Source organism: Helicobacter typhlonius (genome assembly GCF_001460635.1).
Lineage (GTDB): Bacteria > Campylobacterota > Campylobacteria > Campylobacterales > Helicobacteraceae > Helicobacter_C > Helicobacter_C typhlonius.
This window is the reverse complement of the sequence record NZ_LN907858.1, coordinates 1,172,361-1,192,062: the sequence shown is the minus strand read 5'-3', so window position 1 is coordinate 1,192,062 and position 19,702 is coordinate 1,172,361. Positions and strand designations below refer to the sequence as shown.

Genomic DNA, 19,702 nt, shown 5'->3' with positions numbered 1-19,702 from the left:
TTTTAGAGTATTTTGCTCGTTTTAACCCCCAAAGAAGGATACGACTTATGGCACATAATATAAAACTTAAAAATAGACTCCGAGCTGACTTTACAAAAAATCCTCAAAGCATTGATGTTCCTAATCTTTTGTCGCTTCAAAGGAATAGTTATGATGATTTTCTTTGCATTAGTGGTGAGAAGGAATCTGGCATTGAGCGAGTTTTCAAGTCCGTTTTTCCTATACAGGATAATCAAAACCGCATTACACTTGAATATGCAGGTTGCAAATTTGGCAAGCCAAAATATACAACAAACGAAGCAATGGTGCGCGGTGTAACCTATGCCATTTCATTGCAGATTAAAATTCGCCTTGTGCTGTGGGAAAAGGATGAAAAAACAGGCGAAAGGCTTGGTGTAAAAGATGTGAAAGAGCAAAACATCTTTGTGCGTGATATTCCACTTATGACGGATAGGACAAGCTTTATTATTAATGGTGTGGAGCGCGTGGTAGTAAATCAGCTTCATAGAAGTCCGGGTGTGATTTTTAAAGAAGAAGAGTCAAACACATCATCAAATAAGCTCATTTATACTGGACAGATTATCCCTGATAGGGGTTCGTGGCTGTATTTTGAGTATGATTCTAAAGATGTGTTATATGCACGTATCAATAAACGCAGAAAAGTGCCCGTTACGATTATTTTGCGTGCTATGGGATACAGCAAACAAGATATTATTAAGATTTTCTATCCTTTACAGAATGTCAAATATAAGGGAGGAAAGTATCTTATTCCATTTGATGTAGATAGTATTGGCAATCGTGCGGAATTTGACATTAAGGACGCTAAGGGTAATCTTTTAGTTGTTTCAGGTAAGCGACTTTCTGCAAAAAAAATCAAAGAACTCAAAGAGGCGAAGATTGATCTAATCGAATATCCTGTTGCGAATCTTACAAATAAGTTTTTGGCTCAACCGATTGTGAATGCACAAGGTGAGGTGATTTTTGATACACTCACACAGCTTGATGAGAGTAAACTCAAAAAGCTGTGTGATCTTAAGATTAATGAATTTGTGGTTGCCAATGATAGCGCGGCTGGAGTGGATAATTCAATTATTAATTCTTTCATTGCCGATGCGGAGTCACTTAAAATGCTCCGCCAAAATGAGAAAATTGATGATGAAAATGAGCTTGCCGCAATTAGAATCTACAAGGTAATGCGCCCGGGTGAGCCTGTAACAAAAGAAGTGGCTAAGAGCTTTGTGCGACAGCTTTTCTTTGATTCGGAACGTTATGATTTAACACGTGTTGGTCGTATGAAAATGAATCATAAACTTCAAATTAATGTCCCTGATTATGTTACTGTGCTTACCCACGAGGATATTATCAAGACGATTCAATATCTTTTAAAAGTCAAAAATGGCTTGGGTAAAATTGACGATAGAGATCACTTGGGAAATCGTAGAATCCGCTCTATTGGGGAGCTTTTGGCAAATGAACTTCATACAGGACTTGTGAAAATGCAAAAGGCTATCCGTGATAAGCTTACTTCGCTGAGTGGCACATTTGATACGATTATGCCTCACGACTTAGTTAATGGTAAGATGATTACAAGCACGATTATGGAGTTTTTTACCAGCGGGCAACTCTCGCAATTTATGGACCAGACCAATCCTTTGTCTGAAGTTACACATAAGCGTCGTCTTTCTGCGCTTGGTGAAGGTGGGCTCGTAAAAGACAGAGTAGGTTTTGAGGCAAGAGATGTGCATCCTACACATTATGGTAGAATCTGCCCTATTGAAACGCCAGAAGGGCAAAATATCGGGCTTATCAATACGCTTTCAACTTATACGCGCGTGAATGATTTGGGATTCATTGAGGCGCCTTATAAGAAAGTGGAAAATGGTGTTGTGAGCAATAAAATCGTCTATCTCACTGCCGCACAAGAGGAGGGCATAGTAATTGCTCCAGCAAGCACAGAGGTAGATAAGGACGGGCACATTGTTGAGGAATTGATTGAGACTAGAAAGGACGGCGAGATTATTTTGAGTGAGAAATCAAAAGTCCAGCTTATTGATTTAAGCCCTCGTATGCTTGTGGGTGTGGCAGCCTCTTTGATTCCATTCTTAGAGCACGATGACGCTAACCGCGCTCTTATGGGTTCAAATATGCAACGTCAAGCTGTGCCTTTGTTTAAGCCAGATGCGCCGGTAGTTGGGACGGGTATAGAGCAGATTGTTGCTCGAGATTCTTGGGAGGCGGTCAAGGCAACTCGCGGAGGTGTTGTGGAGAGAGTAGATTCTAAAAATATCTACATTTTGGGCGAGGATGGCAACGGCGCGTATATTGATCATTATCATCTCGGCAAGAATCTCCGCACAAATCAAAATACTTGCTTCTCGCAACAGCCCATTGTGCGTGTGGGGAATAAAGTAGAGGAGGGGCAAATCATCGCTGATGGTCCAAGTATGGATAATGGCGAGCTTGCATTAGGTAAAAATATCCGCGTAGCGTTTATGCCGTGGAATGGATATAACTTTGAGGACGCGATTGTCGTGAGTGAAAAGCTCATCAAAGAGGACGCTTTTACGTCAATTCATATTTATGAGAAAGAAATTGAGGCAAGGGAGCTTAAGCACGGCATTGAGGAGATTACTGCCGATATTCCCGGCACCAAAGAGACAGAAACCGCGCACCTTGATGAAAGTGGTATTGTGCGTATAGGGACTTATGTAAGCGCGGGTATGATACTTGTAGGGAAAGTTTCTCCAAAAGGTGAGGTAAAGCCAACACCAGAAGAGCGACTTTTGCGTGCGATTTTTGGAGAAAAAGCTGGACACGTGGTAAATAAATCTCTTTATTGCCCACCTTCGCTTGAAGGAACTGTGGTTGATGTAAAAATCTTCACTAAAAAAGGTTATGAAAAAGATGCTCGTGCGATGAGTGCACACGATGAGGAAAAGAGTGTGCTTGATGTCGAGCACCACGACCGTTTGACGATGATTCAACAAGAAGAGTCTTTGCGAATCGCCGCTATGCTATCTAAAGAAAAACTCGCGAGTGATGCAAAGGTAGCTGATAAGGTGTTTAAAAAAGGTGTGCAGATTCCAAAAGAAGAGCTCAGTAACTTCAATCCATTTATGCTAAGCACCCTTCTTAAGAGTTACTCTAAAGATGTGCAGGTACGTTACGAGCAGATTAAAACAAATTTCTTAGAGCAAAAGAAAACATTGGGCGAGGAGCACGAAGAAAAGCTTTCTATCCTAGAGAAAGATGATATTTTGCCAAGCGGTGTTGTGAAGCTTGTAAAAATCTATATCGCTACAAAGCGCAAACTCAAAGTGGGTGATAAAATGGCAGGACGGCACGGAAATAAAGGTATCGTCTCAAATATCGTGCCTATGGTGGATATGCCCTATACCGCCGATGGTGAGCCTGTGGATATTGTGTTAAATCCTCTTGGTGTGCCTAGTCGTATGAATATCGGGCAGATTCTAGAAGTGCATTTGGGGCTTGTTGGGAAGAATCTAGGTAAGCAAATTAATGATATTTTTGCCTCTCAAACAAAGCAATGGGTTGATACCTTGCGCACAAAGATGATGGAAGTCGCGCAGGTTGTGAATGTCGATGATAAAACAATGGTTGATTTTCTTAAGAGAATAGATGATGAAAGCTTGATTAATTACGCCAAAGATTGGAGCAATGGCGTTAAGTTTGCTATTCCAGTGTTTGAGGGTATTAAGCAAGAGCAGTTTGATAAACTTTTTACTTTGGCAAAAATTGATACAGATGGCAAAACAGAGCTTTATGATGGCAAGACGGGCGAAAAGATGCGTGAGCGCGTGAATGTGGGCTATATGTATATGCTCAAACTTCATCATTTGGTTGATGAAAAAGTCCATGCACGAAGCACAGGACCTTACTCTTTAGTTACACAACAGCCTGTTGGAGGAAAGGCACTCTTTGGTGGGCAGCGTTTTGGAGAAATGGAAGTGTGGGCTTTGGAGGCTCACGGCGCGGCTCATACGCTCAAAGAAATGCTTACGATTAAATCTGATGATACAGAGGGGCGAAAAGCTGCGTATAAGGCGATTACAAAGGGTGAGCATGTTGGAGAGAGTGAGATCCCAGAGACCTTTTATGTTCTTACAAAAGAATTGCAGTCTCTTGCGCTTGATGTGAATATCTTTGGTGATGATAAAGACGAAAATGGCATATCGGTGCCTATTGTTATTAAGGAAGATGATAGACCAAAAGATTTCAAATCTTTCCAACTTGTATTGGCAAGCCCAGAAAAGATTCTCTCTTGGAGTAATGGAGAAGTAAAAAAACCTGAAACAATTAATTATCGCACTTTAAAACCTGAGCGCGATGGATTGTTCTGCACTAAAATTTTTGGTCCAGTGCGTGATTATGAATGTTTGTGTGGCAAGTATAAAAAAATGCGCTATAAGGGTATCGTATGTGAAAAATGTGGTGTTGAAGTTACAAAAGCAAAAGTGCGCCGTTCTCGTATGGGGCATATTGAACTTGTCGCGCCTGTGGCACATATTTGGTATGTAAGCTCATTGCCTAGTCGTATAGGGACATTATTAGGCGTGAAGATGAAGGATTTAGAACGCGTGTTGTATTATGAAGCATATATTGTTAAATCACCCGGTGAGGCATTCTATGATAATGAAGGCTCAAAACCTATTCTGAAATATGATGTGCTAAATGAAGAGCAGTATCAAAGTATCAATCAACGCTTTGAGCATACCGGCTTTGTAGCACAAATGGGTGGGGAGGCGATTAAGGAATTGCTTGAAGAGCTTGATTTGGTGATGCTTTTAGAATCTTTGCGCAAGGAGATTCGCTCCACAAATTCAGAAGCAAAGAAAAAGACGATTGTTAAGCGTTTGAAGGTTGTAGAGAGCTTTATTAACTCTGGCAATCGCCCAGAGTGGATGATGCTTACTATTTTGCCAGTGCTTCCACCTGATTTGCGTCCTTTGGTGGCACTTGATGGCGGAAAATTTGCGGTGAGCGATGTGAATGACTTGTATCGTCGGGTGATTAATCGCAACCAACGCTTAAAGCGACTTATGGAGCTTGATTCACCAGAAATTATTGTACGTAATGAGAAAAGAATGCTGCAAGAATCTGTTGATGCGCTTTTTGATAATGGTAGAAATGCAAATGCGGTTAAGGGCGCGAATAAGCGACCACTTAAATCATTGTCTGAAATCATCAAAGGTAAGCAAGGTAGATTTAGGCAGAATTTACTCGGTAAGCGTGTGGATTTCTCTGGGCGAAGCGTTATTGTCGTGGGACCAAATCTTAAAATGGACGAATGTGGATTGCCTAAAAATATGGCACTAGAGCTGTTTAAGCCACATTTGTTTGCCAAACTTGAAGAAAAAGGTTATGCGACTACATTGAAGCAAGCTGTAAAAATGGTAAATCAAAAGACAAATGAAGTTTGGGAATGTTTGCAAGAAATTGTGCATGGTTACCCTGTGTTACTCAACCGTGCACCGACTTTGCATAAACAATCCATTCAGGCATTTCATCCTAAACTCATTGATGGTAAGGCGATTCAGTTGCACCCGCTTGTATGTTCAGCTTTTAATGCCGACTTTGATGGTGATCAAATGGCGGTGCATGTGCCTCTTTCACAAGAAGCGATTGCAGAATGCAAGATTCTTATGCTTAGCTCAATGAACATCTTACTCCCAGCAAGTGGAAAGGCTGTAGCAGTGCCGAGTCAAGATATGGTCTTGGGCTTGTATTATCTCTCGTTAGAGAAAAAGGGTGTCAAAGGCGAGCATAAAATCTTTGCAAGTATTGATGAAATCATTATGGCGATTGAAATGGGTGAGCTTGATATTAATGCACGTATTAAGACTGTGTATGAACGCAGAGTGATTGATACGACTGCGGGACGTATGATTTTGCGCTCAATTTTACCTGATTTCGTGCAACTCAATTTGTGGAACAAGATAATGAAGAAGAAGGACATAGGGGCTTTGATTGACTATGTCTATAAAGAGGGGGGCTTAGGCATTACAGCGACTTTCCTTGATAATCTTAAAAATCTTGGATTTAAATACGCAACAAAAGCGGGTATTTCTATTTCAGCAGCAGATATTATTATCCCTCACGATAAGATTTCTATGATTGATGATGCAAAAGAGGAGATTAAGAAAATTCAAAGCCAGTTTGAGCAGGGACTCCTTACTGCACAAGAGCGATACAATAAGAGTATTGACATTTGGACGGAGACAAGCGAGAAAATGGGTAAATTAATGATGGAAAAAGTCAAAACCGACAAAGATGGCTTTAATTCTATCTATATGATGGCGGATTCTGGAGCGAGAGGAAGCGAGGCACAAATTCGTCAGCTTTCCGCGATGAGAGGACTTATGGCAAAACCTGATGGCACGATTATTGAAACGCCTATCACTTCAAACTTTAAAGAGGGCTTAAATGTGCTGGAATATTTTAATTCTACGCACGGCGCGAGAAAGGGTCTAGCCGATACTGCACTTAAAACTGCAAATGCTGGGTATCTCACAAGAAAGCTTATTGATGTAAGCCAAAATATGAAAGTTACAATCGAGGATTGTGGCACACACGAGGGTGTAGAAATTACGGATATAACGGTGGGGAGCGATATGATTGAACCACTTGAAGAACGTGTAATTGGGCGCGTATTGGCGCGTGATATTATTGATCCTATTGCGAATGAGATTCTATTGAGTGAGGGAGTGTTAATTGATGCAGCTATGGCAAGACGCATCAAAGAAGCCAATGTCAAGTCTGTAATGATACGCACTCCTGTAACTTGTAAGGCAACTAAGGGCGTATGTGCTAAATGCTACGGATTGAATCTTGGTGAATCTCAAATGGTAAAACCGGGTGAAGCTGTAGGTGTACTTGCTGCACAAAGTATTGGTGAGCCGGGCACACAGCTTACACTGCGAACATTTCACGTGGGTGGTACAGCAAGTAGAAGCACAGAAGAGAAGCAAATTATTGCTAAAAAAGAAGGCTTTATACGCTATCACAATATCCGCACTTATACGAATAAAGAGGGGCAAAAGATTGTGGCAAATCGTAGAAATGCCGCAATTTTGGTTGTTACGCCACGCATTAAGGCAGCGTTTGATGGAGAAGTGCAAGTAGAAAATGTGCATGATGAGGTGCATATTACGATTGTGGGTGACAAAAAGCAGTCCGTTACTTATCGTGTGCGTAAAGATGAAGTTGCTAAGCAAAATGAACTTGCCGGTGTGGCAGGGAAGATTGAAGGTAAGATTCTTGTGCCTCATGAGAGTGGATATAAGGTCAAGGCTGGTGGAAGCGTCGTAGATACGATTGTGGATAATTGGAATGTGCCTGCTCGCATACCTTATGGGAGTGTGCTTAAGGTAGAGGATAATGCACCTATTTCCCAAAGAATTACAGCTAAGGAAAAGGGCATTGTGAAATTCTCTACCTTGCATGCTGATACGCTCGAGCGGAACCACGATGTTAAAGCTAGTATGGTGGTGAGTGAAAAGGGTATGTTTGCAGTAATTGCAGATTCAAACGATAGAGAGGCTATCCGCCACTATATCGCACGCACTTCGAAGATTCTAGTTGATGATAATAGTGAAGTGGATATCAATACACTCATATCTGAGCCAATATCAAGTGAGCAAATTGTGATTGCGGAATGGGATGCATATAGTGAGCCAATTATTGCAGACCAAGCGGGAGTTGTATCCTTTAGGGATATTATCGCTGGTCTCACTGTGAGCGAACAAGAGGATGAAAACACACATCAAAAGAATCTTGTGATTAATGACTATGTGCCAGCAGGTTATAAGCCTATGCTTGTGATTACGACAAAAGATGGTAAGGAAATATCTTATCGCTTAGAATCTCGCACATCTATCGCGGTCAATGATGGCGATAAGGTTGAAGTGGCGGATATTATTGCTAAAGTGCCTAAGGCGTTGGCAAAATCAAAAGACATTACTGGCGGTCTCCCGCGCGTTACCGAGCTATTTGAGGCGAGAAAGCCAAAAGATACAGCCATTCTATCAGAGATTGATGGAACCGTGAGCTTTGGTAAGCCTATACGAGGTAAGGAGCGTATTATCATTACTTCAGAAGATGGCAGGGTAGCTGAATATGCGGTGGATAAAAATAAAAAGATTCTAGTCCATGAGCAAGAGTTTATTCACGCTGGAGAGGCTATGACTGATGGTATCATTTCAAGTCATGATATTTTACGCATCAGTGGCGAAAAAGAGCTTCATAAGCATATTGTAAGTGAAGTACAACAAGTCTATCGCCGACAAGGTGTGAGCATTGCTGATAAACATATTGAAATTATTGTTTCCCAAATGTTGCGACAAGTTAAAATCGTTGATAGTGGCAATACAAAATTCATTGAGGGAGACTTGGTAAGTAAGCGACACTTTAGAGAGGAAAATGAGAGGATCTTGAGTATTGGTGGAGAACCTGCAGTGGCTGAACCCGTGCTACTTGGTATTACTCGTGCGGCTATTGGAAGTGATTCTATTATTTCGGCCGCAAGTTTCCAAGAAACGACAAAGGTGCTCACAGAGGCAAGTATTGCTGCCAAGAGAGATACACTTGATGACCTTAAAGAAAATGTCGTGCTTGGGCGTATGATACCAGTAGGAACAGGTTTGTATAAGAACAAGAGGCTATCATATAGATATGATGAGCAAGATGAGGGCGAACTCGAGGAAGAATAGGCAATTTGTTTATTTTCTAAGAGAAATAAAAGTTTTTGTTGGGTAAAATCCCGCATTTTTTATTTTCAAATTCACACAAAAAGGAAATGTCAGTGCCAACCATAAATCAGTTAATTAGGAAAGAGAGAAAGAAAGTTATCCGTAAGACGAAATCTCCAGCATTACTAGAATGCCCACAAAGGAGAGGAGTATGCACACGTGTTTATACTACGACACCTAAGAAGCCAAATTCGGCATTAAGAAAAGTCGCTAAAGTAAAACTTACTTCTAAAGTGGAAGTGATTAGTTATATTCCGGGTGAAGGGCATAATCTCCAAGAACACTCCATAGTGCTTGTAAGGGGCGGTCGTGTGAAAGACTTACCGGGGGTAAAATATCATATTATTCGTGGTGCATTAGATACTGCAGGTGTTGCGAAAAGAAGCGTTTCGCGTAGTAAGTATGGTGCAAAAAAAGCCAAAGCTAGTGGCGATAAAAAGTAATTTAAGGAGAGGATAATGAGAAGGCGAAAAGCTCCAACAAGAGAGATTCTAGGGGACCCGATTTATAACAATAAGGTAGTAACAAAATTCATTAATAAAATGATGCTTGATGGCAAAAAAAGCGTGAGCGAGAGAATTATCTATGCTGCTTTTGATAAAATTGAGGAAAAAAGCGGTGAAAAAGGTATAGAGGTATTTGAAAAAGCCCTTGAACGTGTTAAACCTCTTGTAGAGGTAAGAAGTCGCCGTGTAGGTGGAGCGACTTATCAAGTACCTGTTGAAGTGCGCCCAGCGCGTCAGCAGTCTCTATCTATTCGTTGGTTACTTGAGGCTACACGCAAGAGAAATGAACGCACAATGGTAGAGCGTTTGGCGAGTGAGCTCGTAGATGCTGCGAATGAGCGAGGAGCGGCTTTTAAGAAAAAAGAAGATGTGCATAAAATGGCTGAAGCAAACAAAGCTTTTGCACATTATCGTTGGTAGCATAAAGGAACTAGAATGGCAAGAAAAACCCCTTTAGCAAGAATTAGAAATATTGGTATTGCTGCTCATATTGACGCAGGTAAAACAACAACTTCAGAGCGAATTTTATTTTATACAGGTGTGAGTCATAAGATTGGTGAAGTGCATGATGGTGCGGCAACTATGGATTGGATGGAGCAGGAAAAAGAGCGCGGGATTACCATTACCTCTGCTACTACAACTTGTTTTTGGCGAGATTATCAAATCAATCTTATTGATACACCCGGACACGTTGATTTTACCATTGAAGTGGAACGTTCTATGCGCGTGCTTGATGGAGCTATTGCTGTATTTTGTTCTGTGGGAGGTGTGCAACCTCAAAGTGAAACCGTGTGGAGACAAGCGAATAAATATGGTGTGCCTCGTATGGTTTTTGTCAATAAAATGGATAGAATCGGTGCAAATTTTTATAGTGTTGAAAGTCAAATTAAGCAACGTTTAAAAGCTAATCCTGTGCCCATTAACATTCCCATTGGTGCAGAAGAGAATTTCAAAGGTGTGATTGATTTGGTGCAAATGAAAGCCATTGTATGGAATGATGAATCAATGGGAGCAAAATATGATGTAGAGGAGATTCCAGCCGAATTAGTTGAAAAAGCTAATGAATACCGAGAAAAATTACTTGAAGCTGCAGCAGAACAAGATGAGGCTTTAATGGAAAAATATCTTGGCGGCGAAGAATTGAGCATTGAAGATATTAAAAAAGGCATAAAAATTGGTTGTTTAAATATGAGTCTTATCCCTATGCTTTGTGGTTCAAGTTTTAAGAATAAAGGAGTGCAAACACTTTTAGATGCTGTGGTGGATTATTTACCTGCTCCTACTGAAGTAGCAGAGATTAAAGGCATTGATCCCAAAAATGAATCTGAACTAAGCGTAGAATCTAGCGATGATGGTGCATTCGCAGGGTTAGCATTTAAGATTATGACTGACCCATTTGTGGGGCAACTCACTTTTGTGCGTGCATATCGGGGTAAATTAGAATCTGGTAGTTATGTGCTTAATTCAACAAAAGGCAAGAAAGAACGTGTAGGACGACTTTTAAAAATGCACTCTAATAAACGTGAGGATATTAAAGAAATCTATGCAGGCGAGATTTGTGCATTTGTAGGTTTGAAAGACACGGTTACAGGCGACACACTTTGTGATGAAAAAGTGCCTGTGATTTTAGAACGTATGGATTTCCCAGAGCCTGTGATTCAAATTGCCGTAGAGCCAAAGACAAAGGCTGACCAAGAAAAAATGTCTATCGCACTTGGCAAACTTGCTGAAGAAGACCCGAGTTTTAGAGTAAGCACACACGAAGAGACAGGACAAACGCTTATTGGCGGTATGGGCGAGCTTCACTTAGAAATTATTGTTGATAGATTAAAACGTGAGTTTAAAGTAGAAGCAGAGGTGGGTGAGCCACAAGTTGCCTTTAGAGAGACAATTCGCACTGCAGTTGAGCAAGAATGTAAATACGCTAAGCAATCAGGTGGGCGTGGGCAGTATGGGCACGTGCATATTAGGCTTGAGCCAAAAGAAGCAGGCACAGGCTATGAATTTGTGAATAATATTAGTGGTGGAGTTATTCCAAAAGAATATATTCCAGCTGTTGATAAGGGTATTCAAGAAGCAATGCAAAATGGTGTGCTTGCAGGATATCCCGTAGTGGATTTTAAAATAACACTTTATGATGGAAGCTATCATGATGTGGATTCATCTGAAATGGCGTTTAAAATTGCCGGCTCTATGGCATTTAAAGACGCTTGCCGTAAGGCAAACGCAGTGCTATTAGAGCCTATGATGAAGGTTGAGGTGGAGGTCCCTGAAGAGTATATGGGCGATGTCATAGGAGATTTAAACAGAAGGCGAGGGCAAATCAACTCAATGGACGACCGTATGGGCTTGAAAATTGTGAATGCTTTTGTTCCCTTAGCTGAAATGTTTGGATATTCTACTGACTTGCGTTCAGCTACACAGGGTAGAGGCACATATACAATGGAATTTGACCACTATGGTGAAGTGCCAAGTAATGTTGCCAAAGAAATTATCGAAAAGAGAAAGGGTTAATGATGAAAAAGCTGATTTTTGTTCTAGGTTTGGGTTTGGTTCTTGTAGCGTGTGGAAACAAAGATGACGCGGCAAAAGATGAGTCTCCAGCTCCTGTTGAAGTTATAGAGGAAGTAGAAGTTGTTGTTCCTGTGGAAGAGGCAAAAGACGATAAAGCAGAAGTTACGGAAGAAGTAGGTAAAGCTACTACAGAATCTACAGAAGAAGCAAAAGATGAGGAAGCTTCAAAAGAAGAAACAGCTCAATAATTTGATTTTCCTCTCGTAAAGTGCGAGAGGAAACAAAAGGATGTATTATGTATAAAACTCTTCTTTTCTGTGTTGTTTTTGTGCTATTTTGTGCTTGTTCTAATGAGAAAAACCAAGAGAGCAAAGAAACACGAGAATTTCAATCTAGTAGCCAAGCTTCACTAGATAGTGAGCAACCATCTTTAGACGATGACACACGCGTAGAGGTTACTATCCCGCAAGATTTACAGAGTGCAGAAACATCTACTGAATCTAGCACAGGTGAAGAGGTGCAGGAGGCTACCGCACTGGATGCGGCGACACTATATGCGAGATGTGCGGCTTGCCACGGTAAAGACGGCAAGAGTGTTGCACCCGGTAGTGTCGGTGGCGTGCTTATTGCTTCAATGAATAAAACTCAAGTGGTTGAATCACTCAAAGGTTTTCGTTCAAGAACGCTTAGTAGAGGTGGCAATTCCGTGATAATGTATATGCAGGCAAAGAATCTAAGTGATGCGGATATTGAGGCTTTGGCGGAGTATATTGACGCCTTTTAGGCGACTTAATGCACCCCCCAGACATTCTTTAGAATCTTTGTGTTGAATGGAATTTGCACTTCAAACACTTTCTTTTGTGTAATAATAAACCTGTAAATTTACAATACAAGAGGACTTAAGAGATTTTAAATGACAAAGTAGCACAAGAGTTAGGAGATTTGTGCCACTTTAAAAATAAATCCTCTATGTATCGTCCTTTGATTTGCTAGGAAAATCTAGCAAAAGTATAAAATATGAGATACACACAGATGGGCTATATGAATGTGGCTGGGGGGGGGGGGTTAAAAGCATTGCAAGAGTATTTTTATCTATTGGAACAAGAGAGTGATATATCTTACGCTGCTTTATTTGAAAAATTTTCAAATAAAGTTTCTTTAAAAGATACCAAAGAATAAAATACAAGAAGCGAGAAAGATTCTGTAAGATTTAAGAACGATGATGAAGTTTGATGAGATGAAAGCAAAAGCCCTAAAATAAGAATTTTTAGAAAAGAATTGGATATCCAAGCTCTATTTTGGCAGATGTGGCAATAGCTTTTGCAAGCACGGATAAAATCTAAGCCAGCATAACAAGAGATTGCTAGAATAAGATGCAAGTAACGCACAAAGTGCAGTGGTAAGGTTTGAAAACTCACAAAATGGCTATAATATCGCTACATTTATTGACTATGCAAGGTTGTTGGGCTTAAGGAATTATGATTAATTTGTGGTAGTTTTTTGGCGAGGGTGGCTTTATACGCCCTCATCACACTCTTAAGAATTTCGCCTATTGCAAGAGATTCTAATATTTCAAGGCTTGGTCATTCTTTGTTGCTTAAGATAAAAGACATTGATTTGTTTTGTGGGTTTTTGCATTTGCTTGACATACAAATCCCCTTGATAGTTTAGTATGAATTATCGCCATTTTGGATTATGGACTTAGAAATCCTTTGTGTTTGTATCATATCAAGTTTTACGAGGCATTTTGATAGCATTTTAAGCGACATATCTGTTTCTGTACTTTAAAATCTGGTATAAGCAAGATTAGAGTCTTGCGCGGCTAGGACACAAAATGCAGGATAATCAAATAAACAATGTGAAAATTGCAGATTTTACATTTAATACAATAAAGCCTTACTCCTCCTTGCAAAGCTCATCACGCATAATCACCTGAATAGTTTTAATCCCTACAAATGCGATAATACAGCTTGTCAGCACGAGTGAGAAAAAGCTTAGAAAATAATAGGGTGTAAATTGGGTCTTTTCATATGCCACGAGCAGTGCAAGAGTGAGTGCGGCAAAGGGGAAAGTGAAAGCCCACCACGAGATAAAAAACTTAATTTTATAAAAATTTCGCGCAAGAGCAAAAAGAATAATGGCAAAAATAATGGCGACATTTAGCAAAAACTCGGCAATATAGTCAAAATCATCGCCGTTAATTCTAAGATAGCTCGTCATCGCAATTGCCGGAGGCGCGATGAAAATTGCTAATGTCGGCAAGAATTTTTGCGCAAGCATTCCGTGAAAAATAATGCGGTTAAACAGCACAGCAGTGAGGACAATCCAAAAGAAAATTCCCAAAGAAAAGAAAAACATAAGGATAGGGTGGCTCACAAAATCCGCCCCCGTGGTTGGCACAAGCAGATTGCCTACGACAGGGACAAACCACGCGGGATTGGAATGTGAGAACTCAATATCTCTATTGAGCCAATAGGTAATTGCATAAAAAGCGATAAAAATTTGAAAAATAGCTCCAATGGTAAAAAGAGCAAAAGAAACATTTGTAATTTCGTGGAATATGCTAGAGAAGAGCAGGATAGACATTGAGATTGTTGCAAAGAAATTGAGCTTAACAGGGTGAGAAAATTCACCCAAAACCGCGCGTGGATATTTCAAAAGTTTCAAAAGATAGAATCCAAAAATTACACACGCCAAAGTGGCGACAACCATAGAGAGAATTTGATATAAAACAGGTGGAAACGCCAAAACCTCCACTGCCTTTTTATAGTCAATCGTAAGCCCACCAAAGCCCATTGTAATGGCAAACATCATAACAGGAAAATATTTTAATTTAGATTGTGAATCCTCTTCCATTTGCAACTCTTTCTTGCCCCAAGGGCTTATGTGGAATACACCAATGTGTTGAGTGCAATTATATCCCTTTTTGTTATGTTTTTTAAGCTTCCTTATCTAAACATACAAATTTATACACATTTTCAAGCATAAATCAAATACTTTAAAACACTTCCTACAACCTCCCTATTTCTCTACCTAAAAGATAGAAAAATGTTACTTTTCTCTATACTTAATCATAAGAAACACTTTTAAAGTTTTTGTTTTAAGCAAAAAAAAAGGGGGGGGGGAGGGGGCTAGAATTGAACCCGTATTATTTATAATACAAAATCAATTTTATGAAAGGTGGTTTAATGAAAACTACAAAATTACTTGTAAGTTCAGTAGTGGCTTTAGCATTATCAAGTTCTGCACTTGTAGCTGAAGAAAATGGCATTTTTGTGGGTGTAGGGCTAGGATATGGTGGAAGCACAATGAAAGTTACAAGTCCTGGTGACGGTGGTGGGAAACAAAGTCTAGATGGTTTAAGCTATGAAGTGATTGCTGGTTATAAGCAATTCTTTACTCCAAATTTTGGTTTGCGCTTATTATGCAAACTTTGCATCTACTACAGGAGAAAAGAAAATTGAGGGTATAAAGCGTAAAGCAAATGTGATGAATTTTGGTGTAAATGTTGATGCACTTTATAATTTTATCGCTGATGATTCTCTAAGCTTTGGTGCATTTTTGGGGCTTGGCTTAGGTCTTAATAGCTGGAGTGGCAGCCTTATTACAGGTCTTAAAGATGACATGGCAGGACTTGGCGCAAAAGTAACAACAAGTGGCTTTGGTGCTGCTCTTAATGTTGGTTTGCGCACAGAGATTGCTAAAGCTCACGGCATAGAATTAGCTGCTCGTGTACCTTTTGTCGCTACAACTCTTGTTAATAAAGATGGTTTAAAAGTAACAGCAACACACAACTACAATGTAGGCTTACGCTATATCTTTAGCTTCTAAGAATTTTAGAATCTAAATTTAAGCTTTCTTATATTTATCTCCTCATTTTGTCCCCAAAGGCTTTACGCCCTTGGGGGTTTAAAACTCAAAACTTCCTAAAATCTTTTAAATTTTCTAAAGACTTTTGATACTTTTTTGTTTGGAAACTAAAATCTTAATCTCCGTGATAGCCCTCAGTCTTGCCTGTATTTTGTAAATGAATCACTAGCTCATCATAAGTTGTTTGTGCATCTTGTAATGTATCTTGCAAAAGCTTGAGTGAGGCATTCATACCGCCTTGTTTTTCTGCCTGAACGAGTTTGGCATAAATATCATTCAAAAACGCCACACCCTGCTTACTTGGGCGGCGGCGCACGGAGTAATAACCGATGATTTTATTGTTATCATCATAAGAGGGTGTAATATTTGCGAACACCCAATAAATGTTATTGTTGCGTGATAAATTCTTTACAAATGCGAAAAACTCCTTGCCATTTTGGATATTATCCCACAGGAGCTTAAAAGCGATACGAGGCATATCTGGGTGGCGGATAATATTATGCGGTTTGCCTAAGAATTCATCTTCGCTAAAGCCGCTAAATTGCACAAAATCGCTATTGCCATAGGTGACGCAACCTTTTAAATCTGTTTTGGAAGTAATGAGTGTGTCATTTTGGAGAAATATTTCTTGTGCCATATCAATCCTTAAAACATCAAATAAAGCTTGATTATTACACAAGGACTATAAAATCTCCCTTAGAATACTGCTATAATACGCGCTTTTTACATAGCGTTTGCCCTGTCTCTATTTAGAGTCTTGTAGAATTTATTTAATGTTAAAAGGATAAATAATGAGTGTTTCAATGCTTATAGCTGCCTATAAGCCGCCATTTATTAGCTCAAATAGGTTTCTTTACACACTCAAAAAACAATTTTCTTGTAAAAAGGGCGGATTTCTTGGCACGCTTGACCCATTTGCCAAAGGCACACTTGTGATAGGCTTTGGCAGCTATACAAGGCTTTTTAGCCATTTGGTAAAATCTCCTAAAGTCTATCGTGCAACTTTGTGGCTAGGGGCACACTCACAGAGCCTTGATATAGAAAATATAGAATCTGTAAGCACACTTAGGGCTTTTACTATGCACGACATACAATCCGCGCTAGATTCTATAAAAGGCACTATTACCTATGCGCCGCCACGTTTTAGCGCAAAGCATATTAATGGCAAGAGGGCGTATGAACTTGCACGAGCGGGGGAGGAGTTTAGCCTCAAAACTATACAAATGACAATTTATTACATAAAGCTTTTATCGTATCGCCACCCATTTGTGAGTTTTGAAGTAAGTGTGAGTGAGGGTGGATATGTGCGAAGTATTGGTGAGATGATAGCCCAAAATCTTGGTGTAGAAGGCACATTGTCCTCTTTAGAACGCGTGAGTGAGGGGGCAATGAGTGTTAGTGCAATAGAGGGGATTAAGATGTTAAATCCGCTTGATTATTTACCTTATCCCTTACTTAGTAATAGCGATATAAGAGCGAAAGATATGTATCTTGGTAAGAAAATCGTATGTAAAAATATACAAAAAGGCAAATATAAAGTGTATTTTGATGATTTTTTCTCTATAATTGAGGTTTGTGAAAATGGTAATGTAAAATATATCTTAAATAGGATTGAATATGCTAATTCTCTCACGCAAGCAAGAAGATAGTGTTATTATAGGCGATGACATAGAAGTAAGGGTGATTTCTATTGATAAGGGTAGTGTGCGCCTAGGTTTCTCTGCTCCAGAAACTTGCGTAATTTTACGCGGTGAGCTAAAAGAGGCTGTGAGCCTAGCAAATAAACAAGCCTCACAGGCTATTGATAAGCAATCGCTCACACAGATTCAAAAATTATTAAAAGCAAAAAATAGAGACGCAAGTGATTTGTAAGATTTATCCAAAACTCAATATTTTTTTGAAAGTTATTGGATATGAAAATGGCTTTCATCAGCTCAATTCACGCTTTGTGAGGGCGTATGGGAATCTTTATGATGAAATGGAGATAAGGACACATTCTTGTTTTGTACTTTTGGGTGATTTTGGCTGTGCTGTGGAGGATAATCTTATTTTTAAGGCAAAATGTGCTTTGCAAGAGTATTTGGCGAGTTTAGGCAAAGGAGCTGATATTTTAGAAACCATAAAGGTAGAGGTGCAAAAGTCTATCCCGCAGGGCGCAGGGCTTGGCGGAGGAAGTGCGAATGTGGGGGAGTTTTTGCGTGTGATAAATGAAATGGGCGAACTGAATTTGAGTGATAAGGAGCTTATGGGTATCGCACAAGGTATAGGTGCAGATGTAAGTTTTTTTGCGAGTGGGGAGGAGAGCGCGAATGTATCGGGCAAGGGGGAAAAAATAGAGGCATTTATGGAATCTAGCGCGTTATATGAGATTCACACGCCCAAATTGTTTTGTGATACGACAAAAGTCTATCAAGCCTATGCAGATTTTATACATAAGTGCAAAGCCGCGTATAGCGCACCCACAAAAGAATGGTTTAAGCTTACAAGCAGAGAGTTATTAGGGCAAAGTCATAGTAGGGAAGTGATGAATGATTTATTTCTTAGCGCAGTGAGTGTGTATCCTGTGCTACAAGAGATTGCACAAGAGCTAGGCAGTGAATGGTATTTTAGTGGAAGCGGGAGTAGCTTTTTTCGCTTGAAAAATATGCAGGGCGCGGGAAATTTGCAGAGTGCGCTAGATTCTAAAGTTACAGAATCTAGTATGAGATTTGGCAAAATAGGCGGATAGTATGCAAAAAAAAATCTTTGCTAAAAACAAAAAAGCCACATTTGATTACGAAATTTTAGAGACAATTGAAAGTGGCATAGTTTTAGTTGGAAGTGAGGTCAAGGCAATACGCGCAGGGCGTGTGAATCTCAAAGATAGTTTTGTGAAAATCATCAAGGGCGAGGCGTTTTTGTTTCATATGCATATTTCATTTTTGGAGCATACCTACTCGTATTTTAAGCCAAATGAACGTGCGCCACGCAAGCTTTTGCTTCATAAAAAAGAGATTGATAAGCTTTTTGGAAATGTGAGCACGCAGGGCTTAAGCATCGTGCCATTAAATATTTATTGTAATCAAAGAAATAAAATCAAGCTGACAATCGCACTTGTGAAAGGGAAAAAACTTTATGATAAACGCGAAAGCATAAAGAAAAAAATGCTAGAGCGCGAGGCGAGGGCGAATATGAAAAACTATGGTAAAAAAATATAGGGGTGAGGCAGTGAAAGAGATTGTAGATTATGGGGTGCTTGGTTTTTTGATTTTTTTGAGTGTAGTTGCGCTTGGCGTGACATTTGAGCGTATGTGGGTGTATTATCATATTGATGTGGCGAAGTTTGATGATAAAAGAATCTTGGAGCTTGTGCTCCATAAGCGTCTAACAATTATCGCAACGATTGGTTCAAATGCACCTTATATTGGTCTTTTGGGAACGGTGTTTGGGATTATGGTTACATTTGTGGAGATTGGCTCAAATGCACTTATTGATACACAAAGTATTATGGTGGGACTATCTCTCGCACTTAAGGCAACAGCAGCGGGGCTTATCGTGGCGATTCCATCGATTGTGTTTTATAACTTTTTGTTACGCAAAACAGAGGTGATTTTATCGCTTTGGGATATTGAGCATAACCCCCCTACAAAAGTCAAAAACCCCACAAAGTATAATGTATGAAAAAGATAGATTCGCTTAATCTTATCCCTTTTATTGATATTATGCTTGTGTTGCTTGTTATTGTGCTTACGAGCGCGTCATTTGTGGTGCGCTCACACATACAGGTTGATGTGCCTCGTCTTGAGGACACGCAGGGGCAAAATGCACAGCAAAAGAAAACGCATTCAATCACCATTGACAAGGAGGGGCGGTTTTTTCTCGATGACAAGCTGTTAGGCTTAGGTGAGCTTAAAGCAGAGATAAAGAGCTTTGAGAAGGATACGCAGGTGATTATTCGTAGCGATAGACAGAGTGATTTGGAGTATTTTTTGGAGGTTGCCACGACTTTACGAGATAATGGCATTGATGATGTGTATGTAACAACGGAGCAAAAATAGCATTTAA

General features: G+C 39.8%; 17 protein-coding genes. 15 read left to right on the top strand and 2 right to left on the bottom strand.

From position 1 onward, the window contains the following. The first annotated feature begins 47 nt into the window (after positions 1–47). The 7 genes from BN2458_RS05890 (at position 48) to BN2458_RS09935 (ending at position 12,967) form a co-directional block, all read left to right on the top strand. Positions 48–8,729 carry a DNA-directed RNA polymerase subunit beta/beta' gene (locus tag BN2458_RS05890; RefSeq protein WP_034342807.1) on the top strand — a complete coding sequence of 2,894 codons (8,682 nt, stop codon included), beginning with the start codon at positions 48–50 and terminating at the stop codon, positions 8,727–8,729. Between the two features lie 92 nt (positions 8,730–8,821). Beyond that, the gene (gene rpsL / locus BN2458_RS05885) at positions 8,822–9,211 is read left to right on the top strand and encodes a 30S ribosomal protein S12 (protein ID WP_034326268.1); all 390 of its coding nucleotides are present in this window, start codon (positions 8,822–8,824) and stop codon (positions 9,209–9,211) included. Between the two features lie 15 nt (positions 9,212–9,226). Continuing rightward, positions 9,227–9,694 carry a 30S ribosomal protein S7 gene (gene rpsG, locus BN2458_RS05880; RefSeq protein ID WP_034326266.1) on the top strand — a complete coding sequence of 156 codons (468 nt, stop codon included), beginning with the start codon at positions 9,227–9,229 and terminating at the stop codon, positions 9,692–9,694. Positions 9,695–9,709: 15 nt separating this feature from the next. Beyond that, complete coding sequence (fusA, locus tag BN2458_RS05875; protein ID WP_034326264.1) at positions 9,710–11,788, top strand: elongation factor G; 2,079 nt, start codon at positions 9,710–9,712, stop codon at positions 11,786–11,788. A gap of 2 nt (positions 11,789–11,790) precedes the next feature. Further along, positions 11,791–12,036, top strand: a complete 246-nt coding sequence (locus BN2458_RS05870; protein ID WP_034326262.1) for a hypothetical protein — start codon at positions 11,791–11,793, stop codon at positions 12,034–12,036. A 47-nt stretch (positions 12,037–12,083) separates the two neighbouring features. Continuing rightward, entirely contained in the window at positions 12,084–12,572 is a 489-nt protein-coding gene (locus BN2458_RS10665; protein WP_081951329.1) for a c-type cytochrome, read from the top strand. Positions 12,573–12,805: 233 nt separating this feature from the next. Continuing rightward, the gene (locus BN2458_RS09935) at positions 12,806–12,967 is read left to right on the top strand and encodes a hypothetical protein (RefSeq protein ID WP_156407283.1); all 162 of its coding nucleotides are present in this window, start codon (positions 12,806–12,808) and stop codon (positions 12,965–12,967) included. Positions 12,968–13,684: 717 nt separating this feature from the next. Here the strand turns inward: BN2458_RS09935 and BN2458_RS05860 are convergent. Beyond that, on the bottom strand, positions 13,685–14,644 hold the full coding sequence (locus BN2458_RS05860) for an SLAC1 anion channel family protein (protein WP_034342063.1): 960 nt from the start codon (positions 14,642–14,644) through the stop codon (positions 13,685–13,687). A gap of 332 nt (positions 14,645–14,976) precedes the next feature. Between BN2458_RS05860 and BN2458_RS10410 the strand changes: the two genes are divergently transcribed. Together BN2458_RS10410 and BN2458_RS10405 are read left to right on the top strand one after the other, a co-directional pair. After that, positions 14,977–15,252: a hypothetical protein gene (locus BN2458_RS10410; RefSeq protein WP_231944738.1), complete on the top strand. Its 276-nt coding sequence runs from the start codon at positions 14,977–14,979 to the stop codon at positions 15,250–15,252. Beyond that, positions 15,164–15,619 carry an outer membrane beta-barrel protein gene (locus tag BN2458_RS10405; protein WP_328590463.1) on the top strand — a complete coding sequence of 152 codons (456 nt, stop codon included), beginning with the start codon at positions 15,164–15,166 and terminating at the stop codon, positions 15,617–15,619. Before BN2458_RS10410 ends, BN2458_RS10405 begins: the two co-directional genes overlap by 89 nt. A 154-nt stretch (positions 15,620–15,773) precedes the next feature. Here BN2458_RS10405 and BN2458_RS05850 read toward each other — a convergent pair whose 3' ends face one another. Beyond that, positions 15,774–16,295: a PAS domain-containing protein gene (locus tag BN2458_RS05850; protein WP_034327578.1), complete on the bottom strand. Its 522-nt coding sequence runs from the start codon at positions 16,293–16,295 to the stop codon at positions 15,774–15,776. Between the two features lie 154 nt (positions 16,296–16,449). On the opposite strand from BN2458_RS05850, the gene truB reads away from it, so the two are divergent. From truB to BN2458_RS05820, 6 genes are read left to right on the top strand one after another with little or no spacing between them, the layout of a single operon-like run. After that, positions 16,450–17,307: a tRNA pseudouridine(55) synthase TruB gene (gene truB / locus BN2458_RS05845; protein ID WP_034342061.1), complete on the top strand. Its 858-nt coding sequence runs from the start codon at positions 16,450–16,452 to the stop codon at positions 17,305–17,307. Next, positions 17,276–17,530 carry a carbon storage regulator gene (locus BN2458_RS05840; RefSeq protein WP_034327582.1) on the top strand — a complete coding sequence of 85 codons (255 nt, stop codon included), beginning with the start codon at positions 17,276–17,278 and terminating at the stop codon, positions 17,528–17,530. The genes truB and BN2458_RS05840 overlap by 32 nt, the downstream gene beginning before the upstream one ends. Further along, on the top strand, positions 17,520–18,386 hold the full coding sequence (locus tag BN2458_RS05835; protein WP_064504563.1) for a 4-(cytidine 5'-diphospho)-2-C-methyl-D-erythritol kinase: 867 nt from the start codon (positions 17,520–17,522) through the stop codon (positions 18,384–18,386). Before BN2458_RS05840 ends, BN2458_RS05835 begins: the two co-directional genes overlap by 11 nt. 1 nt (position 18,387) lies before the next feature. Continuing rightward, a complete protein-coding gene (gene smpB / locus BN2458_RS05830; protein WP_034327583.1) occupies positions 18,388–18,855 on the top strand; it encodes an SsrA-binding protein SmpB in 468 nt (155 codons plus the stop codon). A 10-nt stretch (positions 18,856–18,865) separates the two neighbouring features. After that, positions 18,866–19,318, top strand: coding sequence for a TonB-system energizer ExbB (gene exbB / locus BN2458_RS05825; protein WP_064504579.1), 453 nt, complete (start codon positions 18,866–18,868; stop codon positions 19,316–19,318). Next, positions 19,315–19,695: an ExbD/TolR family protein gene (locus BN2458_RS05820; RefSeq protein WP_034327586.1), complete on the top strand. Its 381-nt coding sequence runs from the start codon at positions 19,315–19,317 to the stop codon at positions 19,693–19,695. Before exbB ends, BN2458_RS05820 begins: the two co-directional genes overlap by 4 nt. Positions 19,696–19,702 lie beyond the last annotated feature (7 nt).

Excerpts from the sequence above, each read along its gene's own strand:
- BN2458_RS05890 (WP_034342807.1), top strand. The coding sequence starts at position 48 with ATGGCACATAATATAAAACTTAAAAATAGACTCCGAGCTGACTTTACA.
- rpsG (WP_034326266.1), top strand. The coding sequence starts at position 9,227 with ATGAGAAGGCGAAAAGCTCCAACAAGAGAGATTCTAGGGGACCCGATT.
- fusA (WP_034326264.1), top strand. The coding sequence starts at position 9,710 with ATGGCAAGAAAAACCCCTTTAGCAAGAATTAGAAATATTGGTATTGCT.
- BN2458_RS05870 (WP_034326262.1), top strand. The coding sequence starts at position 11,791 with ATGAAAAAGCTGATTTTTGTTCTAGGTTTGGGTTTGGTTCTTGTAGCG.
- BN2458_RS10665 (WP_081951329.1), top strand. The coding sequence starts at position 12,084 with ATGTATAAAACTCTTCTTTTCTGTGTTGTTTTTGTGCTATTTTGTGCT.
- BN2458_RS09935 (WP_156407283.1), top strand. The coding sequence starts at position 12,806 with ATGAGATACACACAGATGGGCTATATGAATGTGGCTGGGGGGGGGGGG.
- BN2458_RS05860 (WP_034342063.1), bottom strand. The coding sequence starts at position 14,644 with ATGGAAGAGGATTCACAATCTAAATTAAAATATTTTCCTGTTATGATG.
- BN2458_RS10410 (WP_231944738.1), top strand. The coding sequence starts at position 14,977 with ATGAAAACTACAAAATTACTTGTAAGTTCAGTAGTGGCTTTAGCATTA.
- BN2458_RS05850 (WP_034327578.1), bottom strand. The coding sequence starts at position 16,295 with ATGGCACAAGAAATATTTCTCCAAAATGACACACTCATTACTTCCAAA.
- truB (WP_034342061.1), top strand. The coding sequence starts at position 16,450 with ATGAGTGTTTCAATGCTTATAGCTGCCTATAAGCCGCCATTTATTAGC.
- BN2458_RS05840 (WP_034327582.1), top strand. The coding sequence starts at position 17,276 with ATGCTAATTCTCTCACGCAAGCAAGAAGATAGTGTTATTATAGGCGAT.
- smpB (WP_034327583.1), top strand. The coding sequence starts at position 18,388 with ATGCAAAAAAAAATCTTTGCTAAAAACAAAAAAGCCACATTTGATTAC.
- BN2458_RS05820 (WP_034327586.1), top strand. The coding sequence starts at position 19,315 with ATGAAAAAGATAGATTCGCTTAATCTTATCCCTTTTATTGATATTATG.